Source organism: Nocardia takedensis NBRC 100417 (assembly GCF_000308695.1).
Taxonomy (GTDB): Bacteria; Actinomycetota; Actinomycetes; order Mycobacteriales; family Mycobacteriaceae; genus Nocardia; species Nocardia takedensis.
Genome location: NZ_BAGG01000261.1, coordinates 24715 through 43832, shown reverse-complemented (window position 1 = coordinate 43832; position 19118 = coordinate 24715). Strand labels below are relative to the sequence as shown.

The 19118-nt window shown below is 71.0% G+C and carries 19 protein-coding genes and 1 pseudogene; 17 read left to right on the top strand and 3 right to left on the bottom strand.

Annotation, left to right across the window (positions count from 1 at the left end; all coding sequences use genetic code 11):
* Position 1: 1 nt before the first annotated feature.
* From ON30_RS32930 to ON30_RS32885, 10 genes are read left to right on the top strand one after another with little or no spacing between them, the layout of a single operon-like run.
* Complete coding sequence (locus ON30_RS32930; protein ID WP_040714054.1) at positions 2-820, top strand: CbbQ/NirQ/NorQ/GpvN family protein; 819 nt, start codon at positions 2-4, stop codon at positions 818-820.
* Complete coding sequence (locus ON30_RS32925; RefSeq protein ID WP_245554322.1) at positions 817-2769, top strand: nitric oxide reductase activation protein NorD; 1953 nt, start codon at positions 817-819, stop codon at positions 2767-2769. Before ON30_RS32930 ends, ON30_RS32925 begins: the two co-directional genes overlap by 4 nt.
* A complete protein-coding gene (locus ON30_RS32920; RefSeq protein ID WP_245554324.1) occupies positions 2669-3439 on the top strand; it encodes an MlaE family ABC transporter permease in 771 nt (256 codons plus the stop codon). Before ON30_RS32925 ends, ON30_RS32920 begins: the two co-directional genes overlap by 101 nt.
* Positions 3439-4293 carry an ABC transporter permease gene (locus tag ON30_RS32915; RefSeq protein WP_040714051.1) on the top strand — a complete coding sequence of 285 codons (855 nt, stop codon included), beginning with the start codon at positions 3439-3441 and terminating at the stop codon, positions 4291-4293. Before ON30_RS32920 ends, ON30_RS32915 begins: the two co-directional genes overlap by 1 nt.
* Before the next feature lie 4 nt (positions 4294-4297).
* Positions 4298-5542, top strand: a complete 1245-nt coding sequence (locus ON30_RS32910) for an MlaD family protein (RefSeq protein WP_051030326.1) — start codon at positions 4298-4300, stop codon at positions 5540-5542.
* Positions 5539-6576 (top strand): MCE family protein, encoded by a 1038-nt coding sequence (locus ON30_RS32905; protein WP_040714049.1) that lies wholly within the window; start codon positions 5539-5541, stop codon positions 6574-6576. The genes ON30_RS32910 and ON30_RS32905 overlap by 4 nt, the downstream gene beginning before the upstream one ends.
* A 7-nt stretch (positions 6577-6583) precedes the next feature.
* Entirely contained in the window at positions 6584-7645 is a 1062-nt protein-coding gene (locus tag ON30_RS32900) for an MCE family protein (RefSeq protein WP_083911870.1), read from the top strand.
* A complete protein-coding gene (locus tag ON30_RS32895) occupies positions 7642-8745 on the top strand; it encodes an MCE family protein (protein ID WP_040714048.1) in 1104 nt (367 codons plus the stop codon). Before ON30_RS32900 ends, ON30_RS32895 begins: the two co-directional genes overlap by 4 nt.
* The gene (locus tag ON30_RS32890; protein WP_040714047.1) at positions 8742-9839 is read left to right on the top strand and encodes an MCE family protein; all 1098 of its coding nucleotides are present in this window, start codon (positions 8742-8744) and stop codon (positions 9837-9839) included. The genes ON30_RS32895 and ON30_RS32890 overlap by 4 nt, the downstream gene beginning before the upstream one ends.
* Entirely contained in the window at positions 9836-11083 is a 1248-nt protein-coding gene (locus ON30_RS32885; protein ID WP_040714046.1) for an MlaD family protein, read from the top strand. Before ON30_RS32890 ends, ON30_RS32885 begins: the two co-directional genes overlap by 4 nt.
* A gap of 35 nt (positions 11084-11118) precedes the next feature.
* Here ON30_RS32885 and ON30_RS32880 read toward each other — a convergent pair whose 3' ends face one another.
* Entirely contained in the window at positions 11119-11763 is a 645-nt protein-coding gene (locus tag ON30_RS32880) for a hypothetical protein (RefSeq protein WP_040714045.1), read from the bottom strand.
* Complete coding sequence (locus tag ON30_RS32875; RefSeq protein WP_040714042.1) at positions 11760-12413, bottom strand: sigma-70 family RNA polymerase sigma factor; 654 nt, start codon at positions 12411-12413, stop codon at positions 11760-11762. Before ON30_RS32875 ends, ON30_RS32880 begins: the two co-directional genes overlap by 4 nt.
* A gap of 1792 nt (positions 12414-14205) precedes the next feature.
* Here ON30_RS32875 and ON30_RS42465 point away from each other — a divergent pair.
* The 5 genes and pseudogenes from ON30_RS42465 to ON30_RS32850 all read left to right on the top strand — a co-directional run.
* Positions 14206-14295, top strand: a pseudogene (locus ON30_RS42465) (hypothetical protein); the annotation flags it as partial.
* Between the two features lie 99 nt (positions 14296-14394).
* A complete protein-coding gene (locus ON30_RS32865; protein WP_245554321.1) occupies positions 14395-14880 on the top strand; it encodes a WD40 repeat domain-containing protein in 486 nt (161 codons plus the stop codon).
* Entirely contained in the window at positions 14856-15197 is a 342-nt protein-coding gene (locus ON30_RS32860; protein ID WP_040714036.1) for a hypothetical protein, read from the top strand. Before ON30_RS32865 ends, ON30_RS32860 begins: the two co-directional genes overlap by 25 nt.
* Positions 15194-15691: a hypothetical protein gene (locus ON30_RS32855; protein ID WP_157184030.1), complete on the top strand. Its 498-nt coding sequence runs from the start codon at positions 15194-15196 to the stop codon at positions 15689-15691. Before ON30_RS32860 ends, ON30_RS32855 begins: the two co-directional genes overlap by 4 nt.
* A gap of 34 nt (positions 15692-15725) precedes the next feature.
* The gene (locus ON30_RS32850; RefSeq protein WP_040714031.1) at positions 15726-16238 is read left to right on the top strand and encodes a hypothetical protein; all 513 of its coding nucleotides are present in this window, start codon (positions 15726-15728) and stop codon (positions 16236-16238) included.
* A 3-nt stretch (positions 16239-16241) separates the two neighbouring features.
* On the opposite strand, the gene bla is transcribed toward ON30_RS32850, so the two are convergent.
* On the bottom strand, positions 16242-17129 hold the full coding sequence (gene bla / locus ON30_RS32845; RefSeq protein ID WP_040714117.1) for a class A beta-lactamase: 888 nt from the start codon (positions 17127-17129) through the stop codon (positions 16242-16244).
* A 184-nt stretch (positions 17130-17313) separates the two neighbouring features.
* On the opposite strand from bla, the gene ON30_RS32840 reads away from it, so the two are divergent.
* Together ON30_RS32840 and ON30_RS32835 are read left to right on the top strand one after the other, a co-directional pair.
* Positions 17314-18180, top strand: a complete 867-nt coding sequence (locus ON30_RS32840) for a LysR family transcriptional regulator (protein ID WP_040714028.1) — start codon at positions 17314-17316, stop codon at positions 18178-18180.
* Complete coding sequence (locus tag ON30_RS32835) at positions 18177-19070, top strand: serine hydrolase (RefSeq protein ID WP_040714026.1); 894 nt, start codon at positions 18177-18179, stop codon at positions 19068-19070. The genes ON30_RS32840 and ON30_RS32835 overlap by 4 nt, the downstream gene beginning before the upstream one ends.
* Positions 19071-19118 lie beyond the last annotated feature (48 nt).

Sequence of the window (19118 nt, the reverse complement as noted above, 5' to 3'; positions counted from 1 at the left end):
CATGTCGAGTAATTCATCCGCCACTCTGCTGCCTCCCGTGGAAGCGCCCTACTACCGGGCGGTCGGTGACGAGGCGCGGATCTTCCGCGCCGCCGCCCGCCGCGGACTGCCCGTGTTGCTGAAGGGGCCGACGGGGTGCGGGAAGACCCGGTTCGTGGAGGCGATGGCGCACGAGACGGGCCGGGAACTGATCACCGCGGCGGGCCACGAGGACATGACCTCGGCCGACCTGGTGGGCCGCTTCCTGCTCAAAGGCGGCGAAACCGTCTGGGTGGACGGGCCTTTGACGCGCGCGGTCCGCGAAGGGGCCATCTGCTACCTGGACGAGGTGGTGGAGGCCCGCCAGGACACCACGGTGGTCATCCACCCGCTGGCCGACCACCGTCGCGAACTGCCCATCGACCGACTCGCGACCACCTTGCGGGCGGCTCCGGGATTCCAGTTGGTGATCTCCTACAACCCCGGCTACCAGAGCGTGTTGAAGAGTCTGAAGGAGTCGACCCGGCAGCGGTTCGTGTCGATCGAACTGGACTTCCCGCCGCCGGAGATCGAGATCGACGTGGTCGCCCACGAAGCGGGCATCAACGCCGAAACCGCCGGTGTGCTGGTGAAACTGGGCAACGCGATTCGGAAGTTGGACGGCTCGCCGCTGGGGGAGGCGTCCTCCACACGCCTGCTGATCCTGGCGGGCGGACTGGCGGCGGAGGGGTTGAGTCTGCGCAGCGCGGTCCAGTCGGCGATCGTCGAGACGCTCTCCGACGACCCCGACGTGGTGCGGGCGCTGGGCGAGTTGGCCGACGCGATCCTGCCGCGGTCGTGAACGCCGTGGACCAGCACGGTCTCGAGCGGTTCCGGTTGCTCGCCGCCTTCGTGGCGGGCCGGTCGCTCGAGGTGGTGCGGGTGCGCGCGGGCGAGGCGGCGCACACCAACGGCCGCGCGGTGTTCGTCTCGGCGGACACCGTGGACGGGCAGCGCCGCGAAGTGCTGGTCCAGAGCTCCCTGCTGGGCGCGGGCAGTCTGGATCAGCACCTGGTCAAGGCGCTGCGCGCCCGGCCGGTGATCGCGCGCCGCTACCTGTCGCTGGAAGGGCGTCGGGTCCTCGCCGACCTGGCCCCGCGGATTCCGCTCGCCGCCGACCTGGCGGAACCGCCGACGACGGCCACGGCCGAGGAGTCCCTCGCGCTGGCCCGCGGTCGCACGGCGGTGCCCGACCCGCCGGAGTGGTTCGGCGTGGTGAAACCGTCGCTGCTGCTGCGGTCCGACCCGGGGACGGGCGGTCGCGCCACCGATGCCGAATTGCGTTTGGAATTCGACCTTCTCGACACTCCAGACCCGGAAGAGGAGGACGACGGCGACGACCAGGGGCGCTCCGGGCAGAGCCGGATCATGAAGCTGTTCGAGAATCCGCTGTTCAACTCGAAGACGCTGTCGGACCAGTTGCGCAAGATCCTGGGCACCTCGCGCGGCCCCGGCGACGGCAGCGCGGGCGCGGACACCCCCGCGCGGGCCGTGCGCCGGGCTCGCGAACCCGGGCCGAACGCGCGGCCCGTGCCGACGCGGATCCGGTTCACCGACAACGGAACTCCCGGTGCGGCGACCGGGGTCGGCGGGGCGCTGTTCCCGGAGTGGGACGTGCACAACAACCGGTATCGGGCGGACTGGTGCCGGGTGATCGACTTCCCGTTGACGGTCGCGGCCGATATCGCCGCGGCCGGGGTCGCCCACGACGAGGTACTGCGGCGCAGACTGTCGCGGGTCGGGCTGGGGCCGAAGGTGCTGCGCGGGCGGCCCGACGGCGACGACCTCGACATCGAGGCGCTCATCGACCTGGTCGTGGACCTGCGATCGGGGTATTCGCCGCCGGACAACGTCTACCTGGAACGGCGCAAGCTCTCGCGCAACCTCGGTGTGCTGATCCTGATCGACGCCTCCGGTTCGGCCACCGACACCGATCCAGAGGGGCTGGCCGTGCACGATCACCAGCGCCGCGCCGCCGCGACGTTGGCGCTGACCCTCGAGGAACTCGGGGATCGCGTCGCGGTCTACGCCTTCCGTTCGCAGGGGCGGCACGCCGTGCACCTGCCCGCGATCAAGACCTTCGACCAACGGTTCGGCGCGGTGGGCCGGGCGCGACTCAATCAACTGCAACCCTCGAACTACACCCGGCTGGGCGCGGGCATCCGCGGCGCGGGCGAGATCCTGAAAAACGAAGCGGGAACGCAGAACCGGCTGCTGCTGGTGCTGTCGGACGGCTTCCCCTACGACGACGGCTACGAGGGCCGTTACGCCGAGGCCGACGCCAACAAGGCACTCGAGGAACTGCGCGGTGACGGCGTGGCCTGCCTGTGCCTGACGGTGGGCGCGGCCACCGGGGCCGACGCGCTGGAACGAGTGTTCGGCGCGGCGGGCTACGCGGGCGCGGCGACACTGGCCGAACTCAGCCCGCGCATGGACGAACTGTTCCTGGGACCGCTGCGCGAACTCGCGGCCCCACCCCACGGTCACGATGAGACAGCCGAAGCGACGGCGCGCGCGGTTTCCCTGAGCCCGCCGTCCCGCAGAGAAGAGGTTCGCGGTGACAATGGAGCACCCGACCCCAGCCCCCACGACTCCCACCCCCGGCGCCGAGATCAAACAGTGGTCCAAGGGCTACGCGGACCGACATCCGCTGGCGGCGCTGCGGACGGTCGGCCGACAGGTCGTGCTAGGCCGCGACGCCGTGCGCTACCTGGTCACCGACAGCGCGGCGGGGAAGTTTCCCTTCGGTGAGTTCGTCACCCAGGCCGCGTTCATGGTCAAGACCTCGCTGCTGCCCACGGTGGCGGTGGCGCTGCCGATCAGCGCGACGCTCTCGATCCAGTTCGGGTTGTTGGCCGGACAGGTCGGCGCCACGGCGCTGGCGGGCGCGGCCAGCGGACTGGCCGTGATCCGGCAGTCCGCGCCGTTGGTCACCGCGATCCTGCTCGCCGCGGCGGTGGGGTCGGCGCTGTGCGCGGATCTGGGGTCGCGCAAGATCCGCGAGGAGATCGACGCCATGGAGGTCATGGGCGTGTCGGTGCTGCGGCGGTTGGTGGTGCCGAGACTGGCCGCGGGCATCGTGGTCGCCATGGCGTTGACCGGCGTCAGTTGTTTCGTCGGGTTCCTCGCGGGCTATCTGTTCAACGTCTACGTCCAGGACGGGACGCCCGGCAGCTACCTGGCCACCTTCTCCTCGTTCGCGACCGCGGGCGACCTGTATCTGGCGATGGTCAAAGCCGCGGTGTTCGGGGTGATCGTCACCGTCATCGCCTGCGAGAAAGGGTTGAGCGCCCGGGGCGGACCGGGCGGCGTCGCGAATTCGGTGAACGCCGCGGTGGTGGCCTCGATCGTCGTGCTGATGGTGGTCAACCTCGGGTTCACCGAGTTGTACACGATCCTGTTCCCGAGAACGACACTGTGATGGCCACCGTTCATCGTCCGCGCGTGGTGCGCCCCGTGATCGCGGTGGGGCGGCCGCCGTGGCTGGGCGTCATCCGCCTCGGCCACATGATGACCTTCTTCGTGCGGACCGTGGTCTCGATTCCGTTGGCGCTGCGGCACTATCGCACGGAGACGTTGCGCATCCTGTCCGATGTCACCTGGGGCAACGGTTCGCTGATCGTCGGCGGCGGCACCGCGGGGGTGATGATCATCCTGGGGGCCGCGGCAGGCGGCATCGTCGGCATCGAGGGCTTCAACGCGTTGAAACTGCTCGGCATGGAACCCGCGACGGGCATGATCGCCGCGACCGCCGCGACGCGGGAGTTGGCTCCCATCATGGCCTCGATCGCCTTCGCCGCCCAAGCGGGCTGCCGGTTCACCGCGCAGTTGGGGGCCATGCGGATCGCCGAGGAGATCGACGCGCTCGACGCGATCGCGATCCGTCCGATCCCGTTCCTGGTCTCGACGCGGTTGATCGCGGCGGTGGTGGCCGTGATCCCGTTGTTCCTGGCGGGATTGGCCGCGGACTACATCGCGGTGGAGTTGTTCGTCGGGGTGATCGGCGGCCAGTCCTTCGGCACCTACGAACACTATTTCGATCTGGTGCTCAGCGGCACCGACATCTTGTATTCGCTGGTCAAGGCCATCGTCTTCGTCATCGTCACGACCATGATCCAGTGCTACTACGGCTATTACGCGCGCGGCGGACCGCAGGGCGTCGGCGTGGCGGCCGGGCGGGCGATGCGCGCGAGCATCACCGTGATGATCTCGGTGAATCTGCTGATGACCTTGGCGCTGTGGGGATTCGACGCCGGTTCGAGGATAAGCGGGTGAAGCCATGTCGATAGTCTTCGAGGCCGAGGACCGGAACCTTTCCAACGCGGGCCTTTTCGTGCGGGGTCTGGCGGTGCTGGCGGTGCTGACCGCCACCGTCTCCGCGATGATCGCGCGTTCGGAGGGCGCGTTCGCGCCGACGGTGGAGGTCACCGCCCTGCTGGTCGACGTCGGCGACGGACTGCCGAAGCGCTCGGACGTGAAATACCGGGGCGTGCTGGTGGGCAGTGTGGCCGAGGTCGTGCCCGCGACGGCGGGACGGCCGAACGAGGTGCGCATCGATCTGGTCCCGGCGCACGCGTCGGGGATTCCGGCGACGGTGACCGCGCGGGTGGTGCCCAGCAACGTGTTCGCGGTGCCGTCGGTGCAGTTGATCGACAACGGTCCCGGTCCGGCGTTGACCTCGGGCGCGTCGATCTCCGAGGACCACAGTCGGGCGTCCGTGCAACTGCAGACGTCGTTGACCGCGCTGAGCCGTCTGGTCGCCGCCGTGGGCCGCCCCGACTCCGACCCCACCGTCGGCATCCTGGAGACCGTCGAACGCGCCACCCGCGGTCGGGGCGAGGACGCGCTGCTGGCGGCGAGCCAACTCGACCGGATCGTGCGCGCCTTCAACGCCGAAGCCGACTCCGGCGCGGAATCCTCCCTGCTGGTGGACCTGGCCGACGCGGTGACCGGACTCCAGCAGTCGACCCCCGACCTGCTCTCCGCGCTGCACAGCGCGGTGGGCCCGATGCGCAGCGTGGCCGAACAGCGCCAACGCCTGGCCGACCTGTTGACCGGGAGCATCGCCACCACCACGACCGTGGGCGGGGCGCTGAACAACCGGACCGACACCCTCATCGACCTGAACAGCAGACTCGGACCGGTGCTGGGGGTGCTCGCGGCGGGCAGCGACAACTTCGTGCAGATGACCACCTCCCAGACCCGGGTCGCCCACGTGTTCGCCACCGATTTCTGGAAGGCCGAGACCCAGAGCGGCGCGGCGAAGGTGATCCTCGAGCTCACCCCGCACAAGCAGTACACCCGCACCGACTGTCCCCGCTACGGCGAATTGGCCGGGGCCAGTTGCGCGAACGGTCCCGCGGCGGGTCCGTCGGTGATCGACAGTCTCGACCGGTCGCCCGGCACCGAGGAACAGCGCAGGCGTTTCGCCGAACTGCTCGGCACACCCGTCGAAACCGTCGACCTCGCACAGCTTCTCGGCCTCGCACCGCCCGAAGCCGATCCGACGGGAGAACCGCGATGAAGTACGGACGCGACCTGATCGGCCTGACGGCGTTCCTGCTCGTCGCCGCGCTGCTGACCTGGATGGTGCACGTGACGCTGCAACGTGACGTGACCGGCGACACCGACACCTATTACGCGACCTTCACCGACGTGTCGGGCCTGCGCGTCGGGGATGACGTGCGGGTGGCGGGCGTGCAGGTGGGGCGAGTGGACGCGATCGACATCGACGGCCCGAACGCCCGGGTCGCCTTCCGGCTGCGCCGCGACCAGACCGTGTTCGGCAACACGCTGGCTTCGGTCACGTATCAGAACCTGATCGGCCAGCGCTATCTCGGCCTGAGTCTGGGCGACTTCGGCGATCCCACGCCGCTGCCGCCGGGCGCGCGGATTCCGCTCGAACACACGCAACCCTCCTTCGACATCTCCTCGCTGCTCAACGGTTTCCAACCGTTGTTCAGCACCCTCGACCCCGCCGATGTCGACAACTTGACCTCGGCGCTGATCCGGGCGCTGCAAGGCGACGACGGTGCGGTGGCCGCGCTGATCACCGAGACCGCCACCCTGGCGCAGACTTTCGCGGGACCGGACAAGATCCTCGGCACGCTCATCGACAACTTGGCCGCGGTGATGACCGCGCTGGCAGGCCAGAGTTCGGCGATGGGGGCCACGATCACCCAGACCCGCAAGATCTTCGACGGGCTCGAGGAACGTCGCGACACCCTGATCGAGCAGACCACCGGGATTGCCGCGGTGCTCTCCGACGCCGCCGAAGTGGTCGACGGCGCATCCCCTTCGCTGAACGAATTCGTCCGGCGCGAACCGGGTTTCGCGAACCACTTCGTCGAGGGGCGGGAGAAGTTCGCGTTCCTGGGCTTCAACATCCCGCTGCTGATGCAAGCCATGGTGCGCGCCACCGACAGCGGCGCGTGGGTCAACGCCTACGTCTGCGACATCGGCTTCAGCGTCGTCCCCGGCATCGATTCGATGATCTCGCAGATCCTCGGCGCCTCCTCGCCGACCGGTCGGCCGCAGCACTCCGCGATCTGTAGGTAGGTGGACGATGAGACGACCGAAATCCCTGCTGCCCCGCCGCGCGGCCCCGGCCGGTCGGCCGTCGGAGGTGGACACCTCGCTGCGGATCGGGCTGATCGCGGTGGCCCTGCTGGTCCTGATCACCCTGGTGACGGTCGGTATCCAGTCGCTGCACCTGGGTGAGCGCACCCTGCGCGCCGATTTCGCCCAGGCCGCCGGGATCGGTCCGGGCGACGCGGTCACCTGGGCGGGCATCCCCGTCGGCACGGTGACCGACGTCCGACTGGCGGGCGATCACGTCGAGGTCACCATGAAGATCGGTGACGACGCCGTCGCGCTGGGGGCCGACACCGAGGCCGCCATCAAACTCACCACCCTGCTCGGCTCGCGGTATGTCGAACTGCGCTCGGGCGGGGCGGGGGAGTTGCCCGACGGGCGGATCGCGTTGTCCCGCACCACCGTTCCCTACGATCTTGAGACGGCGTTGCAGGACGCCACCGCCACCTTCGACCAGATCGACGCCGACCGGATCGCCGATTCGATGACCGCGCTGTCACAGGGCCTCGGCGGCGTGCCGACCCTGGTCCCGGGCATCCTGCGCGACGTGCGGTCGCTCTCGGCCGTCATCGCCCAGCGCCGCGAGCAGATCGGCGCGCTGTTGACCAGCACCGGACATCTCACCGACGTGGTCGACGGTCAGCAGGCCGATCTCGCGGCGGTGGTCGGGCGCGGGCGCACCCTGCTCCAGCAGATCAACGCCCGCCGCGACGCCTTGCGGCGACTGCTGGAGGCGACCACGGCCCTGGTCCGGCAACTGGAACCGATCGTGGTCGGCGAGCACGCCGAGATCGAACAGCTTCTGGTCGACCTGCACGACATGACCGCGATGATCGCCCGGCACGACGACCTGCTGCGCAACACCTTGCAGATCCTGCCGGTGCCGTGGCGACTGTTCGCCAACGCCACCGGCACGGGCGTCGAACTCGACGCCAACGCCCCCGACGGGGCCTTCTTCGACTCCTGGATGTGCGCGCTGAGCGCCACCGCCGTCTCGGCGGGCCGAGCCCCCTACCTCGAGGACTGCCGATGAGCGTCAGCCTGCACACCCTCAAACTCGCCGCTCTAGCCCTGGGCGCCGCCTGCCTGGCGGGGTGCGCGGGTGGTCCCGGCGCGGACACCACCACCGTGACCGCCCATTTCGCGACCGCCAACGGCCTCTACGAGGGCAACGCGGTCTCGGTGCTCGGGATGCGCGTGGGGAAGATCGTGCGCATCCAGACGCGCGGCGCGGACGTCGAGGTCGAGATGCGCGTGGACGGCGCGATCCGTCTGCCCGCCGACGTGCAGGCGGTCTCGGTGTCGGATTCGGTGCTCACCGACCGCCACATCGAATTGACGCCCGTCTATCGCGACGGCCCGACCCTGGCCGACGGCGCGGTCCTGGACACCGCGCACACCAAGACCCCGGTCGAATTCGACGCGTTGCTGTCGATGACCCAGAAACTGGCGACCTCGTTGGGCGGCGACGGTGACGGCGCGGGTCCGGTCGCGGACCTGATGAACCTGGGCGCGGCCGCCGTCGAGGGCAACGGCGCGGATATGCGCACCGCCCTCGGCGAACTCTCCACCGCTCTGCGGCAGGGGCCCGACGGGGGTGCGGCCACCCGCGACGCGATCACCGAAGTCGTGACCAACCTCGACTCGCTCACCGCGACCGCCGCCCGCAACGACCGGACGTTGCGCGAATTCGGCTCCGCGGTGGCCTCGTTGAGCGATTTCCTGGGGGAGCAGGGGTTGGGCTCCGGCGATACCGGCGCGGCGCTGAACCGGATCATCGCCCAGGTCACCGACCTGCTGCGCCGCCACCAGCCCACCATCGCCGGCCTGCTGGGCAACGCCGACACCGTGACCTCCTCGTTGGCCGCCTACGACTACAACCTCGCCGAATTCCTCGACATATTCCCGATGGTCACCGACAACGCCTACAACGCCATCGATCACGAGGTCGGCGCGCTGCGCGCCTCGGTGGACCTCAACCGCGTCCTGCTCGACGGTCAGATGCTCAAGGAGGTCTGCAATCTGTTGCAGCTCACCAGCATGGGCTGCGCGACCGGCGACATGCGCGACATGGGGCCGGATTACGGACTCACCGCGATCCTGATGGGTCTGGCGCAGAAGGCGGGGCGATGAGAAACCGAAACCTGGTGGCCGCGAGCGTCGTCCTCGCGCTGTCGTGCACCGGATGCGCTACCGGTCTGGACCAACTGCCGCTGCCCGCACCGGGACTCGGCGGCGACACCTACACCCTGACGGCCACCTTCGGCAACGCGCTGAACCTGCCCGCCGAGGCGAAGGTCAAACTCAACGGCGCCGACATCGGCCAGGTCGAGGCCATGTCCGCGCGCGACTACACCGCCGTGGTCACCCTGCGCATCACCGCGCAGGTCCGCCTGCCGGTCGGCACCGCGGCGCAACTGCGTTCGGCCACGCCGATGGGCGATGTGTTCGTCGCGATGAAACCGCCGCCGGAACCGCCGCCGGGCGGTGCGCTGTTGGCCGACGGCGGCACGATCCCGCTGGAGTCGACCTCGGCCGCCTCGACCATCGAGGAGATGCTCACCCGCGCCTCGCTGCTGGTCAACGGCGGCGCGATCGAGCACCTCACCGCCGTCATCTCCGCACTCGGCGAACACGTCGGCGGGCGCGGCGACCGACTGGCCGAACTGCTCGCCGAGACCCGCGCGCTGCTGGGCACGCTCACCGCCCGCTCCAACCGGATCGACCAGGTGCTGAACTCCGCCGCCGACCTCAGCGGCGTCCTGGCCACGCAGAAGACCACGCTCACCGACACCGTCACCGCCGCGGGCCCCGCCTTGGCGGTGCTGGCCGAGGAGACCGACTCCTTCGCCACCCTGACCGACCGCCTGCACACCATCACCACCCAGGTGGCGCGGTTCCCCAGCGTCGCGGGCGCCAACGATCAGAGCATGGCGGCCAACGTGAATCGGCTCGCGGCCGGACTCAACGCCGCCGCGATCAATCCCGAAGCCGATCTGGACGAACTCAACACCATGCTGAAGGTGGTGCTGAAGATGATCAGCGGCCCCAACGGGCACGTCCAGGTCGATCTGGCGCAGCTCGCCGTCGGCGCGGTTCCCGATCCCGGATTCCCGGGAACGCCCGGCGGCCGACTGCCCGACGCCAACGACTGGACGGCTTTCGTCGGTTCGCTGCAGCACATGCTCGCCCGTCTCGGCGACCGATGGCAAGGAGCGCCGCGATGAACGGTCCACTCGGTCTGCTCGTGGGCGCGGTGCGCCGCGTGCACCGGCACCGCACGGCGGCCTCGCTGCTCGGCTTGGTGGTGATCCTCGTCGTCGGCAGCGGCTACCTGCTGATCGGCATCCTCGATATCGACCCGCTGGACCGGCCCTACCGGGTGCGGGTGGAACTGGCGGCCTCGGGCGGACTGCTGCCCGGTCAGGACGTCACGCTGCGCGGCGTGCGGGTCGGCCGGGTGGAGAGCGTCGAGGTCGCCGGGGACCGGGTGGTGGCGGTGGCCGCGATCGAGCAGCGCGTGCGCATCCCGGTCGCCGGGCAGGTCCGCGCCGCCGCCCTGTCCGCGGCGGGGGAGCAGTACCTGGATTTCCTGCCGTCCTCCGGCGCGGGCCCCTACCTCGCCGACGGCGCGGTGATCACCGCCGACCGCACCTCGACGCCGGTCCCGCTCTCGGACATGCTCGAAAGTCTCAGCGCCACACTGGTCCAGATCGATCCCGTCCGCCTGGCCGCCATCTCGCGCGAACTCGGCGTCGGTCAGGCGGGGCCGGACAAACTCGCCACGATCATCGACGGCGGCACGTTCCTGATCTCGACGCTGGACTCCGTGCTGCCGCAGACGGTGAGCCTGCTGCACAACAGCAGGGTCGTGATGAACACCCTCGACGACGGGCAGGACGCGCTGCGCGCCACGGGCGCCGACCTCTCGGCCACTCTCGCGGGCGTGTCCGCCATGACTGGCGGCTACGAACAACTGCTGGCCCGGACCCCGCCGATGCTGGCGGGCTTCGACGCCGTGCTCGCCGAGAACTCCCCGACCATGGTCCAATTGCTCGGCAACCTCGTCACCATCTCCCAGGTCGCCTATTCCCGGATTCCGGCGTTGAACGAATTCTTTTTCCCCCAGCAGCGCGCGGGTTCGGCGCTCGACGCCGTGACCTCGGCGTTCCACGACGGCGGCGTCTGGGCGCTGGCCAGCATCTACCCCCGCTACTCCTGCGATTACAACCTGCCGCGCCGCCCCGGTTCGGTTCCCGACTACGCCGAACCGTATCTGCACGCCGACTGCGCGGACCCGGACACCTCCCTGGTGCCGCGCGGCGCTCGCAACGCCCCGCGCCCGCCGAACGATCCCGTTCCCCGTCCGCCCGAACCGGATCCGCTCCAGACCGCCGATCCGGCGCCCGTCGGTCCGTATTCGGTTCCGCGCCCCTACGGCGGCCCCTACGTCCCCGGCGCACCGCGCTGAAGCCTTCGCGTCGGGCGGGAATCAGGGCAGCGGCATCAGGGCAGCGGCCCGCGCAGCCCTTCGAGCACCGCCCGGCGCACGGCATGATCCTCGGGTAGTCGTTTGGCGATGCGTCGCCAGGCATTGCGCCCGGCGATGGGCGCGGCGCGCACCGATTCGGCGATCGCCGTCGCGTCGGCGGCCGCGAGCGCCGACACCTCGGTCGCCGCGCAGTCCAGTTCGTCCCACATGGCGATCCGCGTCGTGATGACCTGCCCGGACACGCCCTCGCCCGCCCCGCCCGACAGCGGGATCAACAGGTCCGCGGCGGTGTCCTGACCGACCGGGTGGACCCGGACGAAGTCGACGGCCGACGGATGACCCGGCAGGCCGCGCACCGCGATCCTCGTCTCGAACCGGCCGCTGGGCATCCGGGTGTATTCCAGGCCGCCGTCACGATCGGTCACCTTCTGGATCGGGGCCGAGCGCGCCGAGGCCGCGGCGCGAACCGTGGTCGTCCAGGCGGGAATTCGGGTCCGCAGTCGGACGGGCCGTGCGGCGGATTCGGCCCACAGACCCGTCAGGCGCGCGGCGATGCGGTCGCCCGCCGCCCGCGCCCGGTCGTCGAGGTCGTCGTCGAGCGCGTCGTGCAGCACGGCCACCGGGATCGGCCCGCCGCGGTTCGGGGAGTCCGTGCTCATGTGTCACCGTGCCTCTCGATGCCGGACCCGTCCGGGTCGAGGGTCCGCCGAAGGATCGACACGCCCGCGGCCCGCAGACGTTTGACCTTGGACCGGCTCATCCCGAGCAGTTCGGCGACCTCGCCCGTGGTACGGACATCGTACTCGTCGGAGGAAGTCGGGATGACGAACGTCGCCACCAGCACATCGCGGGTCTCGGCGTCGGCGACGCTGCCGATCGCCGAGCGCAGTTCCTCGCGCGCCACGACGCGCTCGTGCTCGTCGACCGGCGGATACGCGCCGACCTGCTCGGCGAGATCGTCGTAGGGCACCGGCCGCCCGGGATAGCGCTTCTGCGCCAGGCGTTCCCGGCGCAGGTGTTTGACCCGCCATTCGACCAGTCGCAGAATGAGCCCGCGCCAGTGGCGGATCGGCTCGTCGGGCAGGCGTTCGGTCAGCGCGAGCAGCACGTCCTGCGCGATGTCCTCGGAGGTGCACGACATCTCGGGGTCCAGCGCGGCGATCGCGTAGCGGGCCTTGAGTTCCGCGTAGGCGGCGGCCTCGGCCAGGCCGACGCCGAGCACGTGCTCGAACAGGAGATGGTGCAGTTCGCTCGGCGCCTGGGTCAGCGGTCGTCCGAGCCACTCGTCGTACGAGGTCGCTGTCGTCACGAGACTGACCCTCCAACCGGCGTTCGTGCGAATGCAAGTACATCTGCACGAACAGACTTGTATATCCAGAGGATTCGCCCCACCGGCGAACGACCGTGGAATCCGGCGGGACCGCGCGGTAGAGTCGGCGTCGCGATCGGCGACCGGAAGTGACGGGGAAGTCTGTGGGGCGGTATTCCTCGAGCTCCGATGCTACCGCCGTCGGGGACGAAGAGCTGCTCGCGGCGCTGACCGGCGTCGAACAGCGCTGGTTGGCGCTGTGTCGCGCGGCCGTCGAATCGGGGGACACCGCCGACCTGCTCGACACGCGGGCTGCGGAAGTCCTGGCAACCCAGTCGCGTTCGCGTTGGCAACGCGACTCCGAGGATCTGCTGCTGGACGAGGAGGGCGACGGCTCCGCCGACTCCGACCGGTTGGCAGCCGACTTCTCGGCCGCGCGGGCGATGGCCGCGATGGCGGGCGCGGTCGCGGCGGCGACGCCTGTCGAGGACGCCTGCGCGATCTTCCTCGACCACGGCGACCGCGCCGGCCTGCATTCCACGGGCTCCCAACTGGTCTCGGCCGACAGCCCGATCATCCGAGGCGATGCGCGGACGCGCGAGATCGCCCTGCACCTGCTGGCGGCGGTGTCCTCCCCGTCGCGCGGTCACTGCATCCTGCTCGCGCTGGAACTGGCCGACCGTCGCCCGCCCACCCGACGGGTCGCGCACGCCCCGGTCCTGTTCGCCGGTTACACCGCGGGCGCGCCGCACGGGGAGATGGGTTGGCTGCGGGTCGAACTGCTCGGGCACGGACCCTCCGGCCTGCACCCCGACCCGGCGCGCATGGGGTTCCTGCAATCGGACGCCGAGTTCACCGACGGGCTCGCCGAGGCGTGGAACAGCAGTCGCCTCGCCGAATCCGACGCCTGCGCCGTGTGGTCGATCGCCCTGGAACAGGGCGCGCCCGCCAACGCGATCGTCGGCGGGTCCATCGCCGCGGCGCTGGCCGTCCTGCTGGACGACCTCGCGCCGCGCTACCGCATGCTGCGCCCGGTGCGCCCGCGCAAACTCGACCCGCGCTGCGCGGTCACGGCTGGTCTGGTCGACGGCGACCTGCGCCCGGTGCGCGGTTACGCGGCCAAACTGGAGGTGGCCCGGCGTCACTCGCTGCGCGTGGTCGTGGCGGCCGACGCCCACGAGACGGCCACCCGGGAGGCCCCGCACGATTTCGCCGATCGCGTCGCCGCCGCCGCGACGCTCGCGGACGCGATCCGGGCGGCGCGCACCGGGATCAACCACCGGCTGTGGTTGATCTTGGCGGCCGTCGCGGTCGTGGTGGACACGGTCGTCGGGATCGGCGTGCAGTCCGCCCGGGTCCGCGCGGCGCACCAGATCGAGCGGGCCGAATCGGCGTCCTGGTTCTACGCCAGCGTCTCCCGCCTGGTCGAGGGCCGCGATCCGGCTTTCGCCCAACAACTCGCGCTGACCGCCCTGCACACCCACGACACCCTGCCCGCGCGCTCGGCGCTGCTCGATTCGACGGCCAGGAACACCCCGCTGCGCATCGTCCCGCCGGGTCTGCGCGCCCCCGTGGCCTTCGAGGAGGCCTCGCAGTTGGCGGCCGGCGCGAACGGTGACCTGTTCGCCGTCGGCGCGGCCGACGGCACGGTCCAGATACCCGCATCGACGATGTCGGCGCGCGCGGGTTGCCGCGCGTGGACACCGGTTTGGGACATCTGCGTGGTCTGGCGGCAACCGCGCAGGACCGGCTGCTGCTGGCCGCGGGCGACGCGGGCGTCGGGCTGTGGAGTATGGCCGATCCCGCGGGAGCGACGCGTCTGCGCGACCTGTCCGTGGACGGTCACGCGCCGTGGAGCGCCGCGATCTCGCCGAGCGGCCGTTTCCTCGCGGTCGGCTGTCGCGACGGCGCGCTGTTCGTCTGGGAGCTCACCGACGACGCGCAGGTGGTGCGGCGGACCGAATTCACGGTCGAGGGCGGCGTGGAACCGATCGTCGCGCTGAGTGATCGGATGCTCGCGGCCTATGACAACCGCGTCGGCCGGGACGGTTTCGGCACCAGGGTGTGGGGCTGGCGGCTCGACGACCCCGAGCGAGGCGAACCGGTCCTGCGGTCGTCGGTCGAACGCGGCGACCGCAGCGTGGGCCGCGCCCTGAGTTTCGGACCGGACGGCCGCACGCTCGCCTTCGCCGTCGACCCGCCCGAGATCCTGCGCTGGCATGTCGAGGACCCGGCCGCGCCCGCGCCGATGCCGTCGGTTCCGGGATTCGGTGTGCGACTGCGACACCTGTCGTTCAGCGCCGACGGGAAATATCTCGCCACCGTGGACGACGAGCAGCGGGCCGGGTCGGCTGGGATCTGTTGCGCCGCTGGCGCGGTTTCGGGCACGCCTCACCGACCGAACAGGTCGGCCGCGATTTCGATCCGGCCTCGATCCGGCGCATGGTGCTGGCCTCGCCCGATCTGACCCGCGCGGTCACCCTGGACACGACCGGCATCCAGGTGTGGGCGATCGAAGGCCCCGACCGCCTGCGCGAGCTCGGCCCGCCGATCGCGGATTTCTCCCTACTGGACTGCGCGGCGGTCGAATTCCACCCCGACGGGCGACTGGCGCTCGCGCGCGACCGATCCGGCCAGGTCGAACTGTGGAACATCGCGGGCGAGACGGCCCGCCGAACGCATCACTGTGATGTCGGCGCGGGTCGGTCGACGCACGCTGGAGGGGAGCGGGCGAGACCGGCCCGCGACGGCCCGCACCGGCACACGACAGGAGATTTTCGGTGACAGCTCTGTTGCCCATCGGCCGCTCACTCGGTCGCCTCGACCGCGACGATCGGTGGCTGGTACAGGCAGGCGGCCGCGAGCACACCCTCGACTCGCGCGAATATCGGCTCTGGACATGGGCGTTGACCGGCGGCGGCCCCTGCGAACCGTCCACGGGAGCCGACTCCGGGCCGCTCGTCCGCTCGATGATCGGCCGAGGTCTGCTCCTGGACTTCCACGAGACCGACCGCGGACACGTCTTCGACACCCACACCCTCGCGCCGGAGGGGTCCGGCCACGGCAACCGCCACGGCGCTCCCGACGAATTCGTGCTCACCGACCCGGCGGGCCGATCCACCGTCGTCGTGTCCGGCGCGACCTATTTCGTCTGGGCCCACGCCGATCCCGCGCGCTCGCTGAGCGCGTCCTGCCGCGCGGCCGCCGCCCATCTCGGCCGGACCGTCACCTCCGTCGCCGCCGCTTTCGCCGCCGACCTGGCCTCGCTGCTCCGTTAGGGCTGCGTGACACTCGATCTCGTCGGTGGCGACGATGCTTGACACCGTCGTGCCGGTCGGGCGCGCGCTGGGCACCTTGGACGAAGGCGCGAGTTTCACCATCAGGGTCGGCGCGCGACTGGTCGCCACCACCCGCGCCGACTACAGCCACTGGCTCGCGGTCTGCGCGGGCGCGGCGGGCGACACCGCCGGATTCACACCGGTGATCCCGGCGTCGCTGCGCCGCGCCGGACTGGTCCTGCGCCTCACCGAAACCGACGCTCCCGCGGTGCTGTCGCGTCACCACCTGCTCGCCCAGGGCCACGGCCTCGGCTACGACAGTCGCACCGACACCTTCGTCATCGGCGACAGTCGCGGCGAACCCCGCGCCCGCGTCTCCGAAGCCGCCTACCGCCTGTGGTCGCGCCCGTCGACCGCCACCCTGTGGGAGCACTGCCGCCCGCTGGTCCCCGCCCACTCCGCCTCCGCCACGGACGCGCTGATCACCACGATCACCGACCTGCGCGCCCTGCTCACCGCCCGCGTGGCCGTCCTCGATCGACGCTGAGACTCAGTCCAGGCGTTGGACGGCGAGCCGGGCCGCCGCCGCGACCAAGGCGTTGTCCGCGGTGGCGTCGCGGTCCGGTTTGGTGGTGAGCACCGTGAGGACCAGGGGTGCGCGGCCGGGCGGCCAGGTCACGGCGACGTCGAGCGCGGAACCGTAGGCGGGCGAGCCGGTCTTGTCGCCGACGCGCCACTCGGCGGGCAGGCCGGCGCGGATGCGTTTGTCGCCGGTGGTGTTGGCGACCAGCCAGGAAGTCAGCCGCTCGCGTTCGGGTGCGCCGAGGACATCGCCCACCACCAGCGCCCGGTAGTCGGCGGTGAGCGCGGCGGCGGTGGTGGTGTCGCGCTCGTCGCCCGGGACGGCGGTGTTCAATTCGGTCTCCCAGCGATCCAGCCGCGAGACCTGGTCGCCCAGCGAGCGCAGGAACGCGGTGAAACCGGCGGGGCCGCCGAGCAGTTTCAGCAGTTGATTCCCGGCGGTGTTGTCGGACAACGTGATCGCCGCCTCGCACAGTTCGGCGACGGTCATCCCGGAGTCGAGGTGTCGCGAGGTGGCGGGCGAGGCGTCGACGATCTCGTCCGCGCCGTAGCGGATCACCTGGTCGAAATAGCCCGAGGACAGCGGGTGTTCGCGCAACAGCGCCCCGCACGCGAGCCCCTTGAACGTCGAGGCCATCGGGAAACGTTCGTGTTCGCGGTAGGCGAGGACCTGCCCGTCGGCCGTGTCGACCGCGTGGACGCCGAGACGCGCGCCCGCACTCGTCTCCAGATCCGCGAAGGCCGCGGCGGCGTCGGTGGTCGGCGGGTGAGTGGCGGCCGATTCGGTGTCGGTCCCGCACGCGGTCAGTACGGCGGTCGAGACCGCGAGCACCGCGAGGAACTGTCGGGGGCGGATCGCTGCTGAGGAAGTCACCGTCGCACGACACCACCGCGACCAGGTCCGGCGCCAATACCGCACGGCCTCGCGCGCGAGTCGCATCGGATATCGCTCCACCCAGACCGCCCCGCATCCGTCACCTTGCCGGTCGCCGCGCACCGGGCCGAATCCCGAGCCCGCCTCGCCTTGGTTCAATGGCCCGATGGACCTGATCCGCCACCTGCGCTTCTTCGTCGCCGTCGCCGACGAACGCCATTTCGGCAGGGCGGCGGCCGCGCTGGAGATGACCCAACCGCCGCTGTCCCAGGGTTTGCGCAGGTTGGAACGTCATCTGGGCGTCGATCTGGTCCATCGCACCCGGCAGGGCGCGGTGCTCACCCCGGCGGGCGCGCACCTGCTGCCGCGTGCCCGACTGCTGGTGGACGACGCGGCGCGTCTGGTCGCCGAATCCCAGCGCCTCGCCGAAGCGCGCGGAACGGTCCACTGGGGCGCGACGGCGGCGCTGCCCGACCGACTGGTCACCGCCTGCGTGGCCGAACTGCGCGCGACCGGCGCGACGGTCTCCACCGTCGTGGACACCACCGTCGACCTCGTCGCGCGGGTGCGCGAAGGACTGTGCGACGTGGCGGTGATCGACCATCCGGCCCTGACCGACGGCGTGCGGGCGGGCCCGGTGGTGAAGGTGCCGCGATGGCTGGTCGTGCCGTCGGACCATCGCGCCGCGCTCACCGAACGCTCCACCTTTCCGATGCTGGCCGGACTCGCCTTCGCCCACCCGCCGCGCTCCGCGAACCCGCCCGCCCACGACACCGTCGTCGACCTGCTGCGCGAACGCGGACTCGACGCGCGGATCGTCACGGTACGCGACGACCGGGCGCTCTTCGCCGCGGTCGCGGCGGGCGGCGCCTTCGGCCTCACCACCGCACCGCCGACACCGACCCCGGGCGTGCGCTGGTTACGTCTGGCCCCGCAAGCCCTGGCCCTGCGCGTGCGCGTCCTGCGCGGGCCCGGAGCCGACACCGCCGCGGCGGCCGTGGACCGGGTCCTGTTCAAGGAGCGCGTCCGGTGACCGTCGAGCAGCGGATTCGCGCGGTCTTCGCCGACGCGGGCTGCACCGGGTGGCTGCACGCGCGCCGATGCGACGGGTCCCCGGAGGAGATCACGGTCGAGGGCCGTTCCCGCGTGGTGACCGCCTCGGTCTACAAACTGCCGCTGTTCGTCGCCTTCTGCCGCCTGGTCGACGTGGGCCGCCTCGACCCGCGCGCCCCGCTGACCGTCGTGCCCGCCGAGTGCACGCCCGGACCGACCGGCTTGGCGGTCCTGCGCGATCCGGTGACGATGAGTCGCCGCGACCTGGCGACCTCGATGATGACCGTCTCCGACAACGCCGCCGCCGACGTCCTGCTCGGCGAGGTCGGCCTGGGCGCGGTCGAGGACCTGCTCGCCGATCTCGGACTCACCGAGACCCGGGTGGTCGGCGGCACCGCGGACCAGCATCGAAGTCTGGTGCGCGACACCGACACCCACAGCACCGCCGAGGCGTTCGCCGCGCTCGCCGACAACGACGAAGCCTGGTCGGTGTCGGCCTACGACCCCTCCTACACCAGCGCCACCACGCCCGAGGAGATGACCCGCCTGCTGCGCGCGCTGTGGTCCGGGGCCGTCCTGTCCGTCGACCAGACCGAATTCCTCGCCTCGGTCATGCGCAGACAACCCTGGGCGCACCGCATCTCCTCCGCCTTCCCGCATCGCGGCGTGAGTGTCGCGGGCAAGACCGGCACCATCGGCGTCATCCGCAACGAGGTCGCGGTGATCGAATTCCCCGACGAACATCCGGTGGCCGTCGCCGTCTTCACCCGCGCGGCCCGCGCCGACCCTGTCCTGCCCGCCGTCGACGCCGCCATCGCCGAAGCCGCCCGCCTGGCCGTCACCGACTTGCGCCGCCCTCGCGACAACTGACCGTTGCGGCCCCGTCACCGTGCACGAGGTCGGCTATGACGTTCGGGC